Here is a 19,859-nt window from a genome sequence, read left to right as displayed (position 1 = left end):
TCATTTTGTGGCTGAACAGTCACGCGTTCAAGCTGTCCCGACCAGCGCCCGTTCGGCACCTGCATCAAATCGGCGATTGCCAAGACGCAGCCACTGTATATAATCCCAGTCACTGTATAAAAAGACAGAGCGCACGAAATGATCAAACTGACGCCACGCCAGGCCGAAATCCTTGGCTTCATCAAACGCTGCCTCGAAGACAATGGCTATCCTCCTACCCGTGCGGAAATCGCCCAGGAACTGGGCTTCAAGTCTCCGAACGCCGCCGAGGAACACCTCAAGGCCCTGGCCCGCAAGGGCGCCATCGAGATGACCCCCGGCGCCTCGCGCGGCATTCGCATCCCTGGCTTCGAAGCCAAGCCCGACGACAGCAGCCTGCCAATCATCGGTCGTGTTGCCGCCGGCGCCCCCATCCTCGCCCAGCAGCATATCGAGGAGTCCTGCAACATCAATCCAACCTTCTTCCATCCCAGCGCCGACTACCTGCTGCGCGTGCATGGCATGAGCATGAAGGATGTCGGCATTCTCGACGGCGACCTGCTGGCCGTACACACCACGCGTGAAGCACGCAATGGCCAGATCGTCGTAGCCCGAATCGGTGACGAAGTCACGGTCAAGCGCTTCAAACGTGAAGGCAGCAAGGTCTGGCTGATTGCTGAAAACCCTGAGTTCGCCCCCATCGAGGTCGACCTCAAGGAACAGGAGCTGGTCATCGAAGGCTTGAGCGTCGGCGTCATCCGCCGTTAAGGAGACAGTCATGCAGTTCCATCCGGCCCCCAATACCCAATTACCGTTGTTCGAGGCGTTCTTGGCCCAACCCATGATCACGCCCCTTCAGGAGCTGCCGCCGGCCATGCGCGAGCCGTTGCCGGAGGTGTTCAGCGAGCTGTCATTGCGTGGTGCGGCCGGAAACTGCCTTGGTCTGCTGGCGCCCATCCTCCGGGAACTGAGCCAGGAGCAGGACGCGCGCTGGCTGACACTCATTGCACCACCGGCCAATGTGACACAGACCTGGCTGCGTGATGCCGGGCTGAACCGGGAACGCATCCTGATCCTGCGGCCACGCAGCAACCAGACCGCGCTGGACCTGACTCGGGAAGCCTTGCGCCTGGGGCGCAGCCATACGGTCGTCAGCTGGCTCAGCCCACTCAGCGCATCGGCACGCCAGCAGCTGACTGCGGCCGCACGAGACGGCGAAGCACAAAGCCTCAACGTCAGGCTGGGTTGAACGCCATCGAACCCTGCGCGCGGGGGTAGATGGACAGCGAAAGGTGAAAGCGAAACCGATCAGCGGTAACCAGCAGGCGTTACCGTTCTGATTGCAAGACACAGGCAACTCACCCTAATTGAGGGGACAAGCACCTGTCGAGAAACTGCCTGAACCAGCGCGCTGGGTTCAATGCAGGACGCGTGGACCTTCTTCTTCCTTTTCCAGCACGCCTTCGGCAAGGCGACCCGCCATCTGCACGCCCACGCTCAGCATGGCCTTGGCCACTTCCACGTGCTGACCTTGCAGAAACACCTTGGCATCTTCAGAAAAGTTGAGCGTGACCAACGAGCCTTCATCCTCGGCGCGTCGCAGTTCGATACGCCCGTCAGGAAGCTCGACAATTTCAAGAAAAGAAGTAGACATCAGTACAAATTCTCCGCGAAAGGCGGACATTGTAACAGTCTGGCCCTCCGCATACACCCACGCTTTTCAGAACTCGTTCATGCCCTGACGAAAACGCACCGCCAGTGACTTGATCGATTGCCGCCAGCCTTCCAGTTCCGCATGGCTCAGGCCTTGCTCAGGCTCCTCGTCATCCAGATTCACCGCCTGGATCATCGGCTGGGTCACATCGCCCTTGGGCTTGCTGGGTGCACGTGGCGGTCGGAACAGGTCGGCATGGGCATCGAGCAGTTGGCCCAGCCAGGTATGGCGGTTCTGCGCCAGCTCGATCAGTTCGGCCAGTTCAGGAATCGCTACGCTGTCCAGTACCTCGGGCGCCAGCAGCGTCTCGGCACGAGGCGCCCCGGCCTGAGGCAGGCGGTAGTAACCGGCGATTTCATGGCACAAGCCCAGCAGCGCACCATAGAGGTGGAACAGGACGGTTTCGCGACCGGCCTGCACCTGGGCCTGGGCATTCAGTGCCTGACCCTGCTCTGCCTTGCTCAAGGCTTCGAGGGCCAAACCGGCGAAGAAAATCTTCTGGTTGGTTCGGGTATACAACTCGTGGGCCATGCTGGCGCCTCCCTGAAACGATGAAACCGATTACCGGCCTTGGCCCCTGCCGACGCAGGGGCGTCGCCCTCAGCGCTTGTCTTCGACCTTCCAGGTTCCACCATCGTAGAACGCGCGCCAGCCGGTCGGCTTGCCGTCGACCTCGGTCTGCACATACTGCTCCTTGGTCTTGCGGCTGTAGCGCACCACCGACGGACGGCCATCTGGATCCTGGGCAGGCGCATCGCACAGGAAGTGATACTTGGGGTCGATTTCCTGCTTGTGCGGCAGCAGCTCGAGCACCAGCGGCGCTCGGGTCTCGCGGTTCTTGGGGAACTGGCTGGCGGCCAGGAACAGCCCTGAAGCACCGTCACGCAACACGTAGGTGTCGTCGACCTTCTCGCACTTGAGCTCCGGCATCTTCACCGGATCCATCTTCGGCGGCGCCGCATCGCCGTTCTTCAGCAGCTTGCGGGTGTTCTTGCATTCAGGGTTGGTGCAACCGAAGAACTTGCCGAATCGACCGGTCTTGAGCTGCATCTCGCTGCCGCACTTGTCACACTCCAGGCTCGGGCCCTCATAGCCCTTGATGCGGTAGCTGCCCTCTTCGATCTCATATCCCGAGCAGTCGGGGTTGTTGCCGCAGATGTGCAGCTTGTGTTTCTCGTCCAGCAGGTAGGCATCCATCGCCGTGCTGCAGATCGGGCAGCGATGCTTGCCGCGCAGCACCCGGGATTCGGACTCGCCCTCGTCGTCTTCGGCGATCTCGTCACCCGGCGTGAGGTTGACGGTGGCCTTGCAACGCTCCTTGGGTGGCAGGCTGTAGCCCGAGCAGCCGAGGAACACGCCGGTGGAGGCGGTACGGATCTGCATCGGGCGACCGCAGACCTTGCATGGGATGTCGGTCATCACCGGCTGGTTGGCGCGCATGCCGCCTTCCGGCGCCTCGGCGATCTGCAGCTTGGTGCGGAAATCGTCATAGAACTCGTCCAGCACGTTCTTCCAGTCACGCTCGCCCTGGGCCACGTCGTCGAGGTTTTCTTCCATGCCGGCAGTGAAGCCGTAGTCCATCAGGTTGGAGAAGCTTTCAGCCAGGCGCTCGGTGACGATGTCACCCATCTTCTCGGAGTAGAAACGGCGGTTGTGTAATGTCACGTAACCGCGATCCTGAATCGTCGAGATGATCGCCGCGTAGGTGGAAGGTCGGCCGATACCACGCTTTTCCATCTCCTTGACCAGGCTGGCTTCGGAATAGCGCGCCGGGGGCTTGGTGAAATGCTGGCTCGGGTCGAGGGCGAGCAGATCGAGCTTTTCGCCTTCGGCCATGTCTGGCAGCACACCATCATCACCGGGCTTGGCGATCTGCGGCAGCACCTTGGTGTAACCATCGAACTTCAGAATACGGCCCTTGGCACGCAGCTCGAAATCGCCAGCGGCCACCGCGACGGTGGTCGACAGGTACTGGGCCGGCGGCATCTGGCAGGCCACGAACTGGCGCCAGATCAACTCGTAAAGACGCTCGGCGTCCCGCTCCATGCCGGAAAGCTTGCTTGGATGGGTGTTGACATCCGACGGGCGAATCGCTTCGTGAGCCTCCTGGGCGCCTTCCTTGCTGCTGTAGAGGTTCGGGCTGTCCGGCAGATACTTCTTGCCGAACTCGCTCTCGATGTAGCTGCGTGCCATCGCCAGGGCGTCGGCAGAGAGGTTGGTCGAGTCGGTACGCATGTAGGTGATGTAACCGGCCTCATACAGACGCTGGGCCATCATCATGGTCTTCTTCACCCCGAAGCCCAGACGGTTGCTGGCAGCCTGCTGCAGGGTCGAGGTAATGAAGGGGGCCGAGGGCTTGCTGCTGGTCGGCTTGTCTTCACGACGCACGATGCTGAAGCTGGAAGCCTTCAGCTTGTTCAGCGCGGCCATGGCCTGGGCTTCGTTGAGCGGCTTGAAGGCCTCGCCCTTCTCCCGCGCCACCTCGAAACGTACCTGTGCGCCCTTGGCGGTGCCCAGGTCGGCGTTGACCTCCCAGTACTCCTCGGGGATGAACGCGCGGATCTCGCGCTCACGCTCGACCACCAGTTTCACCGCCACCGATTGCACACGGCCGGCAGACAGGCCCCGTGCGACCTTCTGCCACAGCAATGGGGACACCATGTAGCCCACCACGCGATCGAGGAATCGGCGCGCCTGCTGGGCATTGACCCGGGCGATATCCAACTCGCCGGGTTTGGAGAACGCGTCCTGGATGGCCTTCTTGGTGATTTCGTTGAACACCACGCGCTTGAAGCGCTCGTCTTCACCGCCAATGGCCTCGCGCAGGTGCCAGGCGATCGCCTCCCCCTCGCGGTCCAAGTCCGTTGCCAGGTAGATGGTGTCGGCATCCTTGGCCAGCTTGCGCAGCTCTTCGATGACCTTTTCCTTGCCCGGCAGGATCTCGTACTTGGCTTTCCAGCCGTGCTCCGGGTCCACGCCCATGCGCGCTACCAGCTGGCGACGGGCCTTTTCCTTGGGGCTCAGGGCCGGCGCCTCGCTGGCGGTAGCCTTGCCGCGCTTGGCCGCGGGCTCCTTGCTGGCGCTGGCCGAACCGCTGGTGGGCAGGTCACGGATATGGCCGATACTCGACTTCACCACGTACTGGTTGCCCAAATACTTGTTGATGGTCTTGGCCTTAGCCGGGGATTCCACGATGACCAGCGATTTGCCCATGGATCAGAAAATTCCTGAAAACGATAAATGAAAGACAGACGCGAACCTGTAAAGGCACCGCTATATATAGTGGCTAAAAGGTGAGGTCAAGCAGTGCCAACGGCAGCGACCCGCCTCATGGCCGGGAAAAAAGACTTTCTTCGGCACGGACCAAAGCAAAGCGCGGCACACGCTCGCCGTCAACCTCGACAGTTTCCTGGAACATTGTCAGAGGCCTTACCCACATGCCGTAATCGCCATACAACGCCTGGTAGAAGACCACCCACTCCTCGGTTTCCGAGTGACGAGCGATACTGAAAACCCGGTACTCCGGCCCCTTGTAATGGCGATAAAGCCCTGGCTGCAAATCCACAGTGCAATCCTCAAAAAAGTCAGGCCAGGTGAACCCTAACCGAAAAAACCGTAGCCGAAAAACGCAAAAGCCGGGGCATCAGGCCCCGGCCGTTGTCTGCGCAGTCGATCAGACGCGTTCGAAGACGGTGGCGATACCCTGGCCCAGGCCAATGCACATGGTCGCCACACCCAGCCGCCCGCCACGCTGCTTCATGACGTTGAGCAGGGTACCCGAGATACGTGCTCCCGAGCAGCCAAAAGGGTGACCCAGGGCGATGGCGCCGCCGTGCAGGTTAACCTTCTCGTCCATCTTGTCGAGCACTTTCAGATCCTTGAGCACGGGCAGCGCCTGTGCAGCAAAGGCTTCGTTGAGTTCGAAGTAATCGATGTCGGCGATCGACAGGCCGGCACGCTTGAGTGCCTTCTGAGTGGCCGGGACCGGTCCATAGCCCATGATGGCCGGGTCTACGCCTGCCACCGCCATCGAACGGATCACCGCCAGCGGCTCGAGCCCGAGGTCCTTGGCGCGTTGTGCCGACATGACGATCATGCACGACGCACCGTCGGTGATCTGCGAGCTGGTACCGGCGGTCACGGTACCACCCTTCGGATTGAACGCCGGCTTCAGGGCAGCCAAGCCCTCCAGCGTGGTTTCCGGACGGATGGTCTCGTCATGGGCGAAGACCTTGAGGAAGCCGTCCTCGTCATAGCCCTGCATCGGGATGATCTCGTCCTTGAAGCGTCCTTCCTCGGTGGCCTTGTGGGCCAGCTGGTGGGAACGCAGGCCGAAAGCATCCTGCTGCTCGCGGCTGATGCCGTGCATCTTGCCCAGCAATTCGGCGGTCAGGCCCATCATGCCCGAGGCCTTGGCCGCATACAGCGACATGTGCGGGTTGGGATCGACGCCGTGCATCATACCCACGTGCCCCATGTGCTCGACGCCCCCGACCACGAACACATCGCCGTTGCCGGTCATGATCGCCTGGGCGGCGATATGCAGGGCACTCATCGACGAGCCGCACAGGCGGCTGACAGTCTGCCCGGCCGAGGTATGCGGGATCTGGGTCATCAGCGAGGCCATGCGGGCGATGTTCCAGCCCTGCTCCAGGGTCTGGTTCACGCAGCCCCAGATGACGTCCTCGACTTCGGCCGGATCGACCTTGGCATTGCGTTCCAGCAGTTTGCTGATCAGATGCGCCGAGAGATCCTCGGCACGAGTGTTGCGATGCATGCCACCCTTGGAACGCCCCATGGGTGTGCGAGCGAAGTCGACGATGACGACATCTCTTGGATTCAGACTCATGGATGCTTACTCCTTGACTGGCGCTTGACCGAAGAAACTCTGGCCGTTGCGGGCCATTTCACGCAGTTTCGCGGTCGGTTCATACAGGGCACCCAGTTCGGCATAACGATCGGCCAGGGCGACGAATTCGGCTACACCAATGGAGTCGATGTAGCGCAGCGCACCACCCCGGAACGGAGGGAAACCGATGCCGTAGATCAGACCCATGTCGGCTTCGGCCGCCGTCTCGACGATGCCATCTTCCAGGCAGCGCACGGTCTCCAGGCACAGCGGGACCATCATCCAGTTGATGATGTCTTCGTCGCTCAGCTCGCGCTGTTCGAAGATGATCGGCTTGAGCACATCGAGGACCTGCGGGTCGAAAACCTTCTTCGGCTTGCCCTTCTTGTCGGTCTCGTAGGCGTAGAAACCCTTGCCGTTCTTCTGGCCCAGACGCTTGGCCTCATACAGGGCATCGATGGCCGAGCGGCGCTCGTCCTTCATGCGATCGGGAAAGCCTTCGGCCATGACGTCGCGACCATGATGACCGGTGTCGATACCGACCACGTCCATCAGATAGGCCGGGCCCATGGGCCAACCGAACTTCTCCATGACCTTGTCGATGCGCACGAAGTCCACACCGGCGCTGACCAGCTTGGCGAAACCGCCGAAGTAAGGGAACAGTACGCGGTTGACCAGAAAGCCCGGGCAATCGTTGACCACGATCGGGTTCTTGCCCATTTTCTTGGCGTAGGCGACGGTCGTTGCCACGGCCTCTTCACTGGACTTCTCGCCACGGATCACTTCCACCAGCGGCATCATGTGCACCGGGTTGAAGAAGTGCATGCCAACGAAGTTTTCCGGGCGCTTGAGGGCCTTGGCCAGCAGGCTGATGGAGATTGTCGAGGTGTTGGACGCCAGGATGGTGTTCTCGCCCACCTGCTCCTCGACCTCGGCAAGCACCGCCTGCTTGACCTTGGGATTTTCGACTACGGCCTCGACCACCAGGTCGACATGGCCGAAATCACCATAGGACAGGGTCGGACGGATGGCATTCAGCGCCTCGGCCATCTTCGCCGGGGTCAGGCGCCCCTTCTCGACACGGTTGCCCAGCAGTTTGGACGCCTCGTTCAGGCCCAGTTGCACGGCCTCCTCGCGGATGTCCTTCATCAGGATCGGAGTGCCCTTGACGGCGGACTGGTAGGCGATGCCGCCGCCCATGATGCCGGCACCCAGCACTGCGGCCTGGTGCACATCACGAGCCTGTGCGTCATAGGCCTTGGCCTTGCGCTTGAGTTCCTGGTCGTTGAGAAACAGGCCGATGAGGCTCTGCGCCGCAGAGGTCTTGGCCATCTTGACGAAGCCGGCGGCCTCGACCTCCAGCGCCTTGTCGCGACCGAAGCTGGCAGCTTTCTGGATGGTCTTGATGGCCTCGACAGGAGCCGGATAGTTGGGGCCGGCCTGACCGGCGACGAAGCCCTTGGCAGTCTCGAAGGCCATCATCTGTTCGATGGCGTTGAGCTTGAGCTTCTCCAGCTTTGGCTGGCGCTTTGCCTTGAAGTCGAACTCTCCAGAGATAGCCCGCTTCACCAGGTCCAGTGCAGCGGCCTGCAGCTTGTCGGGGGCGACCACGGCATCCACAGCACCGACCTTCAACGCGTCCTCGGCCGCATTCTCCTTGCCGGAGGCGATCCACTCGATGGCGTTGTCGGCGCCAATCAGGCGCGGCAGGCGGACGGTACCGCCGAAGCCGGGGTAGATGCCCAGCTTAACTTCGGGCAGGCCGATCTTCGCGCCTGCGGCCATGACGCGGTAATCTGCCGCCAGGCACATCTCCAGGCCACCGCCAAGCGCGATGCCGTTGATCGCCGCCACGGTGGGCACGCCAAGGTCTTCGAAATCACTGAAAATGCGGTTGGCCTGCAGGTTGCCCGCTACCAGTTCGGCATCGGGCAGTTTGAAATTGTCGACGAACTCGGTGATATCGGCGCCGACGATGAAGACGTCCTTGCCACTGGTGACGATCACGCCCTTGACCGAGCTGTCGGCCTTGAGGGTGTCGACCACCTGACGCAGTTCCTCGAGGGTGAGGCGGTTGAACTTGTTGACGGACTCACCCTTGAGATCGAAATTCAATTCGACGATGCCACCTTCAAGAGCCTTAACCGTGATGGCTTTACCTTCGTAAATCATCAACTGATCTCCACGATATGGAAGCTGAACAATACACATCGGACATTACCAACATCCGACGAGACTACGACGTCGCCGTCATTGAATACGCCAAATCACAGGCCCGCCGCCGACGTGGCAGTCAGAATTCTGTCAGACTGATCTGACACCAAACGCTCAATTCATACGACCGTTTGACTTGGGTACGCACACATTCATGGAAAAGCAGGCAATTGTCAATTGACCACCCCCTCCGTTGAATAGGGTGCTTCGGCCATAGGTCAGCCTGGACCGCCTGAACCCGTTGCAGAGCGTCTGATTGGCGTACGCCCACGCACAACAGGGCGAAGTATGGGCGAAACTTCACACCCTGCGTGCGCACCATCGTGGTTCACCAGAACAATCAGTCGGAAAAAAAGCGACAAAACAGAGCAAAGCAGCTAGAGTCCTGCTCATCGTCTTCGAGCACTTCGCTCGATAGCCAGGCGGCGTTGCGCCGCCCGCCCTGCATTACCGGCCTGCCTGGCCACCCCCGGCCCGATATCGCTATCGGGCTTTTTTATGGGCACCGTTCAGCGGGCCGCCAGCGCCTGAAGCGCTTCATTAATATGCTGCAACACTTGCGCGTCACCGCGCTCCCCCCAATACAGCGAAACCATCCGCCCGTCAGCCTCGACCTTGTACACATCGGCAGGCAGGTTGCGCAGCACGGCCAGCATCGACTCGTCGCCACAAGGCTCGCGCCAGCGATTGACCCAGTTGCCCGCACCGTTCTGCCAGTATTCCCAGCCCGCCGTAAGGCCGGAGCTGCGCTGCCGGTGGTACTGCGCACAACTGGCCGAGGGCTGCGGGTCCAGCCAGTGCGGCCACTGCGCCCGCGCCAGCTGCATGCCCATTCCCAGGCGCCGCGCCTCAAGGCGCAAGGCCATCCTTCCGCTCTGCTTGCGCGATGGCAGCATCCACACCAGCGGGCTGAGCATCACACAAATGATTGACAGAATGATCCAGCCCGTCATATTCCTTGCCCCGCCCTACAACAATCATTAATGAACGGCCGTCAACAGGACCTGCCCAGACGGGCACGAAAGGGCCATACTGGCTACGACGCATTGTTCCGGAGGATACTCTCATGCCGTATCAACACATTCTGGTCGCCATAGACCTGACCGATGAATGCGATCCGGTCATCAAGCGTGCCCGCCTGCTGGCCGAGAGCAGCGGCGCGACCTTGTCGATGGTGCACATCGTCGAACCCATGGCCATGGCCTTTGGCGGCGATGTCCCCATGGACCTGTCACAACTGCAACAGCAACAGATCGACCAGGCCAAGGAAAAGCTCCAGCGCCTCAAGGAGAAGTACCCGGACATCAAGGCCGGCGAAAGCCACTTGGTCTACGGTCAGCCGCGCCAGGAGATTCACCAGCTGGCCAAGGACAAGCAATGCGACCTGATCGTGGTCGGCAGCCATGGCCGCCATGGCCTGGCGCTGCTGCTCGGCTCCACCGCCAACGACGTCCTGCACGGCGCCCCCTGCGACGTGCTGGCGGTACGCCTGAAGAAACCTGAGTAACTCACAAGCCCGCAGCGACACTTGCCGCTGCGGGCTTGCCCATCAGTCGTCCAGTTCCGCCCAGCGCTCCAGCAGCGCGTCCAGCTCGGCCTGCATTTTCTCGACCTGCGCCAGCACCGCCGTGACCTCCGTGGAGGGTCGCTGGTAGAAGGCTGGCTGGGCAATTTCCTCGCTCAGCGCCGCCAGGCGGGTCTCTGCCTCTTCGATCTGCCCAGGCAAGGCTTCCAGCTCACGTTGTTCCTTGTAACTGAGCTTTTTCTTCGCCGATGCTGCGGCAGGCGCCGGCGCAGGTGCCTGCGCCGGCTTTTCCACCACCGCGCTATTGAGCTCGGCCTTACCCGATTTACTGTCGGTAACACCAAGCAGGCGGGGCGAGCCGCCCTGACGCAGCCAGTCCTGATAGCCACCGACGTATTCGCGAACCCGGCCCTCGCCCTCGAACACCAGGGTGCTGGTCACCACGTTGTCCAGGAAGGCCCGGTCGTGGCTGACCATCAGCACCGTACCCTTGTAGTTCGACAGCACCTCTTCGAGCAGCTCGAGGGTTTCCACGTCCAGGTCGTTGGTTGGCTCGTCGAGCACCAGCAGGTTGGCCGGCTTACTGAACAACTTGGCCAGCAACAGACGTGCCCGCTCGCCGCCAGACAGCGCCTTGACCGGTGTCCGGGCACGCTGCGGGCTGAACAGGAAATCGCCCAGGTAGCTCAACACGTGGCGGTTCTGACCATCGATCTCGATGAAATCCCGGCCCTCGGAAATATTGTCGATGACGGTCTTTTCTACATCCAGCTGATGACGCAGCTGGTCGAAATAGGCCACTTCCAGGCGCGTACCGGTCTGCACCTTGCCCTCGGTGGGCTCCAGGTCGCCCAGCATCAGCTTGAGCAGGGTGGTCTTGCCGGTGCCGTTGGCGCCCAGCAGGCCAATGCGGTCCTCGCGCTGCAGGACCATGGAGAAATCCTTGACCAGCTGCGGGCCACCAGGGTGGGCGAAACTCACGTTTTCCAGGACGATGACCTGCTTGCCGGACTTGTCGGCCGCTTCGATCTGGATGTTCGCCTTGCCGGTGCGCTCGCGGCGCTCGCTGCGCTCCACGCGCAACGCCTTGAGCGCCCGCACCCGGCCTTCGTTACGGGTCCGGCGGGCCTTGATGCCCTGGCGAATCCACACCTCTTCCTGGGCCAGGCGCTTGTCGAACAGTGCGTTGGCGGTTTCTTCGGCGGCCAGCATGGCTTCCTTGTGCACCAGGAAGCTGGCGTAGTCGCCGTTCCAGTCGATCAGGCCGCCGCGATCCAGTTCCAGAATGCGCGTCGCCAGGCTCTGCAGGAATGCCCGGTCGTGGGTGATGAACAGCACCGCGCCCTGGAAATCCTTGAGCGCTTCTTCAAGCCAGGCGATGGCGCCGATGTCCAGGTGGTTGGTCGGCTCGTCGAGCAGCAGCAGGTCAGGCTCGCAGACCAGCGCCTGGGCCAGCAGCACGCGGCGGCGCCAGCCACCGGACAGCTCGGCCAGGGTCTTGTCGGCCGGCAGTTGCAGGCGGCTCAGGGTGCTCTCCACCACCTGCTGCAGGCGCCAGCCATCACGGGCTTCCAGCGCTTGCTGGACATTCATCAGTTGGGTGAGGTCGTCCTCGGTGACGCAGTTCTGCGCCAGGTGGTGATATTCGGCGAGCAGCGATCCGACACCGTCCAGGCCCTCGGCCACGACATCGAACACCGTGCGTTCGTCGGCCAGCGGCAACTCTTGCGGCAGTTCGCCGATCTTCAGCCCCGGCGCACGCCAGATGCTGCCGTCGTCGGGCTTCTGCACGCCCCTGACGAGCTTCAACATGCTGGACTTGCCTGTGCCGTTACGGCCGATGATGCAGACGCGTTCGCCGCGGGCGATCTGCCAGGACACCTTGTCCAGCAACGGCATGGCGCCGAAGGCGAGGGACACATCGCTGAATTTGAGCAGGGTCATGAGCTTCTCCAAAAACCGGGCGCGCATTCTACCCGAGATGAGGCGGCGCTGTCCGGCATGGCGGTGAAACGGTCTGGCAGGCGGGGATCAATTATTTCCAGGTGAGTCGCAGAGCGCCGCAACGCTTTCAACCCAAGGTGGCAAAAGGCTAAGCTAACGGCATTTTCACGACTCAACAGCCCGGAAGTCTCATGCGCGGTCGTTTGCTCAGCCTTGTATCCTGCCTGCTCCTCTCCGTCACCGCCGCCACGCAGGTCCAGGCGGTGGACATCACCCAACAGCGCAAACTCTACGACGAAGCCAAGAGCGCCCTGGCCAAGGGGGATACCGGTCCGTACCTGCGCAACAGCGCGGCACTGGCCGACTATCCCCTGCAGCCCTACCTCGAATACGACGAACTGACCGCCCGCCTCAAGAGCGCCAGCAACGTCGAGATCGAGAAATTTCTCGCCGAGCACGGCGACCTGCCCCAGGCCAACTGGATGAAGCTGCGCTGGCTGCGCTGGCTGGCCGAACGCGGCGACTGGGCGACCTTCGTCCGCTACTACGATCCGAAGATGAACTTCACCGAACTGGACTGCCTGTACGGCCAGTACCAGATCAACAACGGCCAGCGTGCCGAAGCCTACGCCAGCGCCGAAAAACTGTGGATGACCAGCAAGAGCCTGCCCGACTCCTGCGACGCCTTTTTCGCCCAGTGGGCCGCCGCCGGGCAGCTCACCGAGCAGAAGCGCTGGCAGCGCGCCAAGCTGGCCGCCCAGGCGCGCAACTACAGCCTGGCCACCAGCCTGGTCAACAGCCTCAACTCCATGGCGCCCCAAGGCAAACTGCTGCTACAGGTGGCTCAGAAGCCGGAAATGCTCAACAACCCGGCGCAATTCCGCCCGGTCGACGAAGCGATGTCAGATGTGGTCGGCCTGGGCCTGCGGCGTCTGGCCCGCCAGGATCCGCAAAAGGCGCTGTCGATGCTCGACGGCTACGCCGCGACCCTGCACTTTTCCAATGAAGAAAAGGTCGAGATCGCCAAGGAAATCGGCTTGACCCTCGCACGTCGCTACGACGACCGCGCGCTGGAAATCATGACCCGCTATGACCCGCAGCTGCGCGACGACACGGTCAGTGAATGGCGCATGCGCCTGCTGCTGCGCCTGGGCCGCTGGCAGGAGGCCTACGACCTGGCGCGCCGCCTGCCACCGGACCTGGCCAAGACCAACCGCTGGCGCTACTGGGAAGCACGCGCCCTGGAACTGGCGCAGCCGGGCAACCCGCTGATCCCCAGCCTGTACAAGGACGTGGCCAAGGAGCGCGACTTCTACGGCTTCCTGGCCGCCGACCGTACCCAGAGCCCCTACCAACTCAACAACAAGCCGCTGGTGCTGAGCCAGGCGGTCATCAACAAGGTACGCAACACGCCGGGCATCCGCCGCGCCCTGGAATTCCACGCCCGTGGCGAAATCGTCGACGGCCGCCGCGAGTGGTATCACGTCAGCCGTCACTTCAACCGCGACGAGATGGTCGCCCAGGCCAAGCTGGCCTACGACATGAAATGGTACTTCCCGGCAATCCGTACCATCAGCCAGGCACAGTACTGGGACGACCTGGACATCCGGTTCCCCATGGCCTATCGCGACACCCTGGTCCGTGAAGCCAAGGTCCGCGGCCTGCATTCGAGTTGGGTATTCGCCATTACCCGGCAGGAAAGCGCCTTCATGGATGACGCCCGCTCTGGCGTGGGCGCCAGTGGCCTGATGCAGCTGATGCCGGCGACCGCCAAGGAAACCGCGCGCAAGTTCAGCATTCCACTGGCCTCGCCACAGCAGGTATTCAACCCGGAAACCAACATCCAGCTCGGTGCGGCCTACCTCAGCCAGGTCCACGGCCAGTTCAACGGCAACCGCGTCCTGGCCTCGGCGGCCTACAACGCTGGCGCCGGCCGCGTGCGCCAATGGCTCAAGGGCGCCAACCACCTGGGCTTCGATGTCTGGGTCGAGAGCATTCCGTTCGACGAAACCCGCCAATACGTGCAGAACGTGCTGTCCTACGCGGTGATCTACGGCCAGAAGCTCAACAATCCCCAGCCGCTGGTGGATTGGCACGAGCGCTTCTTCGACGACCTCTGAGTTTCATCCGGGCGGACGCATTGCGCACCCGCCCGGCTGGCCCGGACCTGCTACTCGAGCACTTCGACCGGCATCCCGACTTCCAGTCGCCCTTCCCCATCATTGACCAGGTTCTGGCCAAACAGGATTTCGTTGTCTTTCAGGCGGTAGCCCTTGAGCGTATTGAGCGGCTCGCGGTCGGCACTGCGCTGGCCGGTGGCTGGATCGATGGTGGTGAGGATGCAGCGCGAACAGGCCTTGAGCACGCGCAGTTCCACACTGCCGATGCGAAGGCGCTTCCAGCCGTCTTCGGCGTAGGGCTCAGCGCCGCTGACCACCAGATTGGGGCGAAAACGCAGCATCTCCTGAGGCCGGCCGATACGCGCAGAAAGATCGTCCAGCGAGCCCTGGCCAATCAGCAACAGCGGAAAGCCATCGGCGAAACCGACCTTGTCCTGCACCGTGCCGTAGCCGTCGGGCAACCAGCGCGCCCGCGCCTCGGGTACATGCACCACACGGGTCGGTTTACCGATGAAGGCACTCGCCCACTCCGCTGCTGCGTCGCCGGCATCCGGCACCATCAGGGTGTCGCGCCATACGGTCACGCCGCGCAGGTTGGCAGGCAGGTCTTCGGGCAGGGCCACGTCGAGGGGCTGGAAACCCGGAGCGGCCAGCGTGACACCGCCGCTGGCGTTCCACAGCACGGAAAGCTGTGACATGTGCGGCAGCGCACGTTGAGTGAGGAAGCGGCCGGTGGTTGCATCCACCAGCATCCAGCGGCGGTCGCCGGACAGCCCCAGCGCATCGAGCGAGGCGCTTTGCAGCACTTCCGGCTTGCAGGATTTGAGTGGGTAACGGTAAAGCGCGCTGAGCTGCAACATGGCCTGTTTTCCTTGAGTGCCACAGAAAGTCAGGCCACAGCTTACACAGGACTCAGCCGAACACCATCTGCAGGCGCTCGCGGACGACATCCACAAGCTTGTCGGGCTGGAACTTGGAGAGGAAATTGTCGCAACCGACCTTCTTTACCATCGACTCGTTGAAGCTGCCCGACAACGACGTATGCAGCACCACGTAGAGGCCCTTCAGGCGCGGATCGTTGCGAATCTCGGTGGTCAGGCGGTAGCCATCCATCTCGGGCATTTCCGCGTCGGTGAAGACCATCAGCAACTTCTCGTTCATGTCCACGCCGGTGTCGGCCCAAGCCTTGAGCATGTTCAGGCCCTTGAGGCCGTCGCTGGCGGTGTGCAGCTTGATCCCAAGCTGCGACAGGGTATCGCGCAGCTGACTGAGCGCCACCTTGGAGTCGTCGACCAGCAGGATTTCCAGGCCCTTGGCATGCTCCAGTATCGGATCCTTGAGCTTTTCCGTGGAAACCCGCGCGTTGTAAGGCACGATCTCGGCAAGCACCTTCTCGACGTCGATGATTTCCACCAACTGGTCATCGACCTTGCTGATCGCGGTCAGATAATGCTGGCGACCGGCGCTGGTCGGCGGCGGCATGATGGCATCCCAGTTCATGTTGATGATGCGGTCCACACCGCCCACCAGGAACGCCTGCACCGAACGGTTGTACTCGGTGACGATGATGGTGCTGTTCGGCCCCGGCACCAGTGGGCGCATGCCGATGGCCTGGGACAGGTCGATCACCGGCAGGGTCTGGCCCCGCAGGTTGACCACACCACACACGAACGAGTGCCGCTGCGGCATGAGCGTCAGCTTGGGCAGTTGCAGGACTTCCTGAACCTTGAACACGTTGATCGCGAACAACTGACGACCGGCCAGGCGGAACATGAGGATTTCCAGGCGGTTCTCGCCCACCAACTGGGTACGCTGATCAACTGTGTCGAGAATGCCGGCCATTTAAGTAGAACTCCTGAAGCGTGATGACGAGATGTCTGCCTATTGTTATATCGGCCGCAAAGGGCAGGACCTTAATCCGCGTGCACGTCCGCCGCCGTTGATATCACACTAACATCATGCTTTACTGAAAACATCTTTCCAACTGTTCAGGCGAGATATGACGCGCACGGACCGCGCTCCTCAGCAGGTATCGGCAAAACCGGTATTAGGGGTAGCCCTGAGCCCGTATCAGGGCGAACCTGATATTCGCACTATTCAATAGCTATTATTGTGACACCATTCGCGTTTCATGAATGGAGTCAGGCGGTTGAATCTCTTCCAGGCCATGCGGCCTTCGTTCACGCACGGGTGGCAAGATGTCGCCAGGGCGGACCGTCTATCTCCGACCTCCTGTCGAGTTTCCAAGCTTTGTGGGCTACTGAACGGCATTGCCGTCAGAGCAATCACGTCTTACCGAAAATATTCGGAAGCGCCCTACAGACTTCCCCATGAAATCGACATTAACTGTCTGGCATTCGCCGAGAGCACTCTGCCTGCGCAAACCATGAGGCACGGAGATCAAGGATGCTGAACAGTCAAGACTGGCCACTGCAATACGACTCGTTCATGTTCGAGTCCCAGACCCTGCTGAACCGTTGCGAGGAATGCCTCGCCCACCTGGAAATGATCGGCGACGACGAAGACGCCGTCTTGGGCCTGCAGAACAGCCTGCAGCGTCTGGGAAACCACGCTCGACAAGCGTCGGCCCCGGCCATGGCAGCGCTTGCCGAACAACTGCATGGCTGCCTCGACGCCGCACACGGCGGCTGCCTGGGTGGCGAGGCTCGCTCGATCATCAGGTCCTGTCTCGCCCTGCTGGCCTGGCAACTGGAGCTGATCGACCCAGGCACCGGCGAGCTGCCGATGGATGACGGCGAACAGCAGGAGCTGCTCGAGCGCCTGGCTCCAGCGATCAGCCAGCACGCCACCGACCCCTGATTCCCTCGCCGGTCGGAATGCGCTGGGCGGCACCGGCCATACCCGGCCTGTGGCCCGGTCTGCCGGGCCAACGCCCAGGGTGACCTTCCTTTAGGCAAGGCGTCAGGTAAGATTGGCGACCGTAGAAATTCATGAGCAGCGCATTGAACCGACGAGCGTGCCGGCCATAGACGACCGACCCGTCGAAGTCACCTGATGATCAGCCATGGCACGTCGATGAACCCATCCACCGCATCACTGCGCAGCCTTGCACTCCAGTCGTCGAACGACAACACAGGCCGTTTTTTCGGTGCAATCTGTCTTGTCTCGATCCTTTGCAACCTGGCGTTGTTCATCAGCGCCCAGGCAGCGGCATGGGCTTTCGTGGCCGTCAACCTGCTGAGCATCGGCAGCGTCTGGCTGATTCACGAACGGAGCCGACGCGTGATCCGCCTGGCACCTCGGGAACTGGCCGAATGCATGCTGCAGGTTCAGGAAAGCGAACGCCAACGCCTGAGCCGCGAGCTGCATGACGACATCGGCCAGATGCTCACCGCCGCGCGCCTGCAGTTCGACCACCTGCAACGCCGCCTACCGGTCGACTGCCACGAACCCTGTCGACGACTGGGAGAAACCCTGGAAGAAACCCTCGACAAGGTCCGTGACCTGTCGGCCATTCTCAATCCACGACAGCTGCACAGTCTTGGCCTGGAAGCCAGCCTGCGCATGCATCTGGTGCGCAATCTCGCCGATAACCCGGTGCGCTGGACCCTGGAGTGCAACCAGTCGCTCAACGGTCTCCCCAATGACATGGCCATGGCCGCATTCCGCATCGCCCAGGAAGCCGTGACCAACATGTTGCGCCACGCCCAGGCCAGCAACCTGGTGGTGCGTCTCAAGCGCCTGGCAGAGGGACTGAGCCTGGAAATCCACGATGATGGCAAAGGCTTCGAGCTGCCCGGCAACCCCGTTGACCTGGGCCTGCGCGGCCTGGCCGGCATGCACGAACGCGCCACCCTGCAAGGCGGCACCTGGAACCTGGAAACGACACCGGGGCGTGGCACGCGCATCAGCGTGCTGCTGCCCTGGCCGCCACGCAGCCAGAAACGTGCCTGCTCTGACAAGACCTGAACATGACCTGCACATTACTTCTGATCGATGACCACTCACTGATCCGCGCCGGCATTCGCGCCATGATCAATGACATACCAGGCTTCAGCGTGATCGGCGAAGCCGACGATGGCGCCGCCCTTAGCGAACTTGCCCTGCAACTGCAGCCGGACATCATCCTGCTGGACATCTCCATGAAGCACACCAACGGCCTGGATGCCCTGCGCCAGCTGCTGCTGATGCGCCCGCAAAGCAAGGTGCTGATCCTGTCGATGCACACCGACCCGGAGCTGATCATGCGTGCCCTGAAGGGCGGTGCGCACGGTTACCTGCTCAAGGACACTTCGATCATCGAGCTGGAACAGGCCCTGCGCGCCCTGCTTCATGGTGAGCGCTACATCAGCCCGGCCATCGCCCACACGGTGATCAACCAAGCCCTGGGCGGCACTCTACCCGCCAACGTGACGACGCAGCGGCAACACAACCTGACCGCCCGCCAGTTGGAAATCCTGCGCCTGATCGTGCGCGGCAAGTCGACCCGGGAAATCGCCAACGGCCTGGACCTGTCGATCAAGACCGTGGAAACCCACCGTGCGCAGATCATGAAACGCCTGCAGATCTACGACATCGCCGGGCTGGTGCTGTACTGCGTGCGCGAGCGGATCATCAGTCTGGACGACTGAGCCAGGGCGTTTCGCTGCCACCCAGCAACGGCGAACTGGCCGGCAGGTGCACGCGCAGCGCCGCCGGCCTGGCCTCGAAGCGCAACTGCTGACAAGACAGCGGTTCGCCATCGAGGTTGATATCCAGCCCCTGTGCAGACTTCAGCTCGACCCAAGGCAGGCGGGCACGTATGAACATGTTCTCGATGCCCAGCCCGCCGGCCAGCAGTCCCTTCAAGGTTCCCACCAGTTCTTGGGGCGCAGGCAGGATACTGACGTCCAGCAAGCCGTCATCGGCCAGCGCGCCAGGACACAAAACATGCCCACCACCGGCCTGTCGACCGTTGCCGATGCCCAACGCCAGCAGCTCACCGCTCCAGTGGAAATCCGGCCCGCTCAATTCCCCATACGCCGAGTGCAGCTCACTGAAACGCGACAGACCGGTAAACAGATACGCCGCACCACCCAGGACTTTCTTGAGGTCTTCCGACGTGTTGGCGGTCACCTGGCTACCAAATCCGCCCGTGGCCATGTTCAGGAACAAGCGGCCATCGGCAGCGCCGAGATCCACCGCACGCGGTGGCACATCGAGCAGGTCCAGCGCGTCGTCGACCTCCAGAGGCACACCGGCGGCCCGGGCAAAGTCATTGGCCGTGCCCAGCGGCAGAATAGCCAGGCTCGGCGGCTCGGCCCCGTACTCGCTCAACGCCAGGGCCTCGGCGATGTCGCGCAAGGTTCCATCACCGCCACCGGCGACGATCTGCCGATGTCCGGCGGCCAGCGCCTCGCCCACCAGCCGCTGTGCGTCGCCCGCCTCCCAGGTCAGACGCACATCCAGTTCCCAACCCTGGTCGCGTTTGCGCTGCACCGCTTCGCGCACCTGCTCGTTGAGCGACTGCTTGCCGTGAAGAATCAGAATCGCCCTGCGTTTTGCCATGACACT

Annotated in this window: 18 protein-coding genes; 7 read left to right on the top strand and 11 right to left on the bottom strand. The window is 62.1% G+C overall.

Going from position 1 to position 19,859, the window contains the following annotated elements; all coding sequences use genetic code 11:
- Positions 1 to 138 precede the first annotated feature (138 nt).
- Entirely contained in the window at positions 139 to 747 is a 609-nt protein-coding gene (lexA, locus tag RRX38_RS00185; protein ID WP_295477364.1) for a transcriptional repressor LexA, read from the top strand.
- Between the two features lie 10 nt (positions 748 to 757).
- The gene (gene sulA, locus RRX38_RS00180) at positions 758 to 1,228 is read left to right on the top strand and encodes an SOS-induced cell division inhibitor SulA (RefSeq protein WP_315961034.1); all 471 of its coding nucleotides are present in this window, start codon (positions 758 to 760) and stop codon (positions 1,226 to 1,228) included.
- A gap of 168 nt (positions 1,229 to 1,396) precedes the next feature.
- Here sulA and RRX38_RS00175 read toward each other — a convergent pair whose 3' ends face one another.
- The 7 genes from RRX38_RS00175 to RRX38_RS00145 form a co-directional block, all read right to left on the bottom strand.
- Entirely contained in the window at positions 1,397 to 1,633 is a 237-nt protein-coding gene (locus tag RRX38_RS00175) for a hypothetical protein (protein ID WP_295477368.1), read from the bottom strand.
- A gap of 66 nt (positions 1,634 to 1,699) precedes the next feature.
- Positions 1,700 to 2,224 (bottom strand): DUF6586 family protein, encoded by a 525-nt coding sequence (locus RRX38_RS00170; protein ID WP_315961033.1) that lies wholly within the window; start codon positions 2,222 to 2,224, stop codon positions 1,700 to 1,702.
- Between the two features lie 69 nt (positions 2,225 to 2,293).
- Positions 2,294 to 4,906 (bottom strand): type I DNA topoisomerase, encoded by a 2,613-nt coding sequence (gene topA / locus RRX38_RS00165; RefSeq protein WP_315961032.1) that lies wholly within the window; start codon positions 4,904 to 4,906, stop codon positions 2,294 to 2,296.
- 115 nt (positions 4,907 to 5,021) lie between these two features.
- Positions 5,022 to 5,258, bottom strand: a complete 237-nt coding sequence (locus tag RRX38_RS00160; protein WP_315961031.1) for a DUF1653 domain-containing protein — start codon at positions 5,256 to 5,258, stop codon at positions 5,022 to 5,024.
- Between the two features lie 108 nt (positions 5,259 to 5,366).
- The gene (fadA, locus tag RRX38_RS00155) at positions 5,367 to 6,542 is read right to left on the bottom strand and encodes an acetyl-CoA C-acyltransferase FadA (RefSeq protein ID WP_315961030.1); all 1,176 of its coding nucleotides are present in this window, start codon (positions 6,540 to 6,542) and stop codon (positions 5,367 to 5,369) included.
- Between the two features lie 6 nt (positions 6,543 to 6,548).
- Positions 6,549 to 8,714 (bottom strand): fatty acid oxidation complex subunit alpha FadB, encoded by a 2,166-nt coding sequence (fadB, locus tag RRX38_RS00150; protein WP_315961029.1) that lies wholly within the window; start codon positions 8,712 to 8,714, stop codon positions 6,549 to 6,551.
- A 551-nt stretch (positions 8,715 to 9,265) separates the two neighbouring features.
- Positions 9,266 to 9,709, bottom strand: coding sequence for a hypothetical protein (locus tag RRX38_RS00145; RefSeq protein ID WP_315961028.1), 444 nt, complete (start codon positions 9,707 to 9,709; stop codon positions 9,266 to 9,268).
- A 113-nt stretch (positions 9,710 to 9,822) separates the two neighbouring features.
- Between RRX38_RS00145 and RRX38_RS00140 the strand changes: the two genes are divergently transcribed.
- The gene (locus RRX38_RS00140) at positions 9,823 to 10,263 is read left to right on the top strand and encodes a universal stress protein (RefSeq protein ID WP_295477382.1); all 441 of its coding nucleotides are present in this window, start codon (positions 9,823 to 9,825) and stop codon (positions 10,261 to 10,263) included.
- Positions 10,264 to 10,305: 42 nt separating this feature from the next.
- Here RRX38_RS00140 and RRX38_RS00135 read toward each other — a convergent pair whose 3' ends face one another.
- Complete coding sequence (locus tag RRX38_RS00135) at positions 10,306 to 12,225, bottom strand: ATP-binding cassette domain-containing protein (protein WP_315961027.1); 1,920 nt, start codon at positions 12,223 to 12,225, stop codon at positions 10,306 to 10,308.
- Between the two features lie 191 nt (positions 12,226 to 12,416).
- Here RRX38_RS00135 and RRX38_RS00130 point away from each other — a divergent pair, with 191 nt between their 5' ends.
- Positions 12,417 to 14,345: a transglycosylase SLT domain-containing protein gene (locus RRX38_RS00130; protein ID WP_315961026.1), complete on the top strand. Its 1,929-nt coding sequence runs from the start codon at positions 12,417 to 12,419 to the stop codon at positions 14,343 to 14,345.
- A gap of 50 nt (positions 14,346 to 14,395) precedes the next feature.
- On the opposite strand, the gene RRX38_RS00125 is transcribed toward RRX38_RS00130, so the two are convergent.
- Positions 14,396 to 15,205 carry an MOSC domain-containing protein gene (locus tag RRX38_RS00125; RefSeq protein ID WP_315961025.1) on the bottom strand — a complete coding sequence of 270 codons (810 nt, stop codon included), beginning with the start codon at positions 15,203 to 15,205 and terminating at the stop codon, positions 14,396 to 14,398.
- A gap of 52 nt (positions 15,206 to 15,257) precedes the next feature.
- Positions 15,258 to 16,187, bottom strand: a complete 930-nt coding sequence (locus RRX38_RS00120; protein WP_295477389.1) for a chemotaxis protein CheV — start codon at positions 16,185 to 16,187, stop codon at positions 15,258 to 15,260.
- Between the two features lie 564 nt (positions 16,188 to 16,751).
- On the opposite strand from RRX38_RS00120, the gene RRX38_RS00115 reads away from it, so the two are divergent.
- From RRX38_RS00115 to RRX38_RS00105, 3 genes are all read left to right on the top strand, one after another.
- Positions 16,752 to 17,165 carry a hypothetical protein gene (locus tag RRX38_RS00115; RefSeq protein ID WP_295477391.1) on the top strand — a complete coding sequence of 138 codons (414 nt, stop codon included), beginning with the start codon at positions 16,752 to 16,754 and terminating at the stop codon, positions 17,163 to 17,165.
- A 216-nt stretch (positions 17,166 to 17,381) separates the two neighbouring features.
- On the top strand, positions 17,382 to 18,275 hold the full coding sequence (locus RRX38_RS00110) for a sensor histidine kinase (protein ID WP_315961024.1): 894 nt from the start codon (positions 17,382 to 17,384) through the stop codon (positions 18,273 to 18,275).
- A 2-nt stretch (positions 18,276 to 18,277) separates the two neighbouring features.
- Positions 18,278 to 18,937, top strand: a complete 660-nt coding sequence (locus RRX38_RS00105) for a response regulator transcription factor (protein ID WP_315961023.1) — start codon at positions 18,278 to 18,280, stop codon at positions 18,935 to 18,937.
- Here RRX38_RS00105 and yegS read toward each other — a convergent pair.
- Positions 18,921 to 19,853 carry a lipid kinase YegS gene (gene yegS / locus RRX38_RS00100; RefSeq protein ID WP_315961022.1) on the bottom strand — a complete coding sequence of 311 codons (933 nt, stop codon included), beginning with the start codon at positions 19,851 to 19,853 and terminating at the stop codon, positions 18,921 to 18,923. The genes RRX38_RS00105 and yegS overlap by 17 nt on opposite strands.
- Positions 19,854 to 19,859 lie beyond the last annotated feature (6 nt).

Source organism: Pseudomonas sp. DTU_2021_1001937_2_SI_NGA_ILE_001 (genome assembly GCF_032463525.1).
In the GTDB taxonomy this organism is placed as follows: Bacteria; Pseudomonadota; Gammaproteobacteria; order Pseudomonadales; family Pseudomonadaceae; genus Aquipseudomonas.
This window is presented reverse-complemented; position numbering and strand designations above follow the sequence as displayed.

Coding starts and splice junctions, on each gene's coding strand:
- RRX38_RS00125 (WP_315961025.1), bottom strand. CDS start 15,205: ATGTTGCAGCTCAGCGCGCTTTACCGTTACCCACTCAAATCCTGCAAG.
- RRX38_RS00140 (WP_295477382.1), top strand. CDS start 9,823: ATGCCGTATCAACACATTCTGGTCGCCATAGACCTGACCGATGAATGC.
- RRX38_RS00130 (WP_315961026.1), top strand. CDS start 12,417: ATGCGCGGTCGTTTGCTCAGCCTTGTATCCTGCCTGCTCCTCTCCGTC.
- fadA (WP_315961030.1), bottom strand. CDS start 6,542: ATGAGTCTGAATCCAAGAGATGTCGTCATCGTCGACTTCGCTCGCACA.
- RRX38_RS00120 (WP_295477389.1), bottom strand. CDS start 16,187: ATGGCCGGCATTCTCGACACAGTTGATCAGCGTACCCAGTTGGTGGGC.
- sulA (WP_315961034.1), top strand. CDS start 758: ATGCAGTTCCATCCGGCCCCCAATACCCAATTACCGTTGTTCGAGGCG.
- yegS (WP_315961022.1), bottom strand. CDS start 19,853: ATGGCAAAACGCAGGGCGATTCTGATTCTTCACGGCAAGCAGTCGCTC.
- RRX38_RS00170 (WP_315961033.1), bottom strand. CDS start 2,224: ATGGCCCACGAGTTGTATACCCGAACCAACCAGAAGATTTTCTTCGCC.
- RRX38_RS00110 (WP_315961024.1), top strand. CDS start 17,382: ATGAACCCATCCACCGCATCACTGCGCAGCCTTGCACTCCAGTCGTCG.
- RRX38_RS00105 (WP_315961023.1), top strand. CDS start 18,278: ATGACCTGCACATTACTTCTGATCGATGACCACTCACTGATCCGCGCC.
- RRX38_RS00135 (WP_315961027.1), bottom strand. CDS start 12,225: ATGACCCTGCTCAAATTCAGCGATGTGTCCCTCGCCTTCGGCGCCATG.
- topA (WP_315961032.1), bottom strand. CDS start 4,906: ATGGGCAAATCGCTGGTCATCGTGGAATCCCCGGCTAAGGCCAAGACC.
- fadB (WP_315961029.1), bottom strand. CDS start 8,714: ATGATTTACGAAGGTAAAGCCATCACGGTTAAGGCTCTTGAAGGTGGC.
- lexA (WP_295477364.1), top strand. CDS start 139: ATGATCAAACTGACGCCACGCCAGGCCGAAATCCTTGGCTTCATCAAA.
- RRX38_RS00145 (WP_315961028.1), bottom strand. CDS start 9,709: ATGACGGGCTGGATCATTCTGTCAATCATTTGTGTGATGCTCAGCCCG.
- RRX38_RS00115 (WP_295477391.1), top strand. CDS start 16,752: ATGCTGAACAGTCAAGACTGGCCACTGCAATACGACTCGTTCATGTTC.
- RRX38_RS00175 (WP_295477368.1), bottom strand. CDS start 1,633: ATGTCTACTTCTTTTCTTGAAATTGTCGAGCTTCCTGACGGGCGTATC.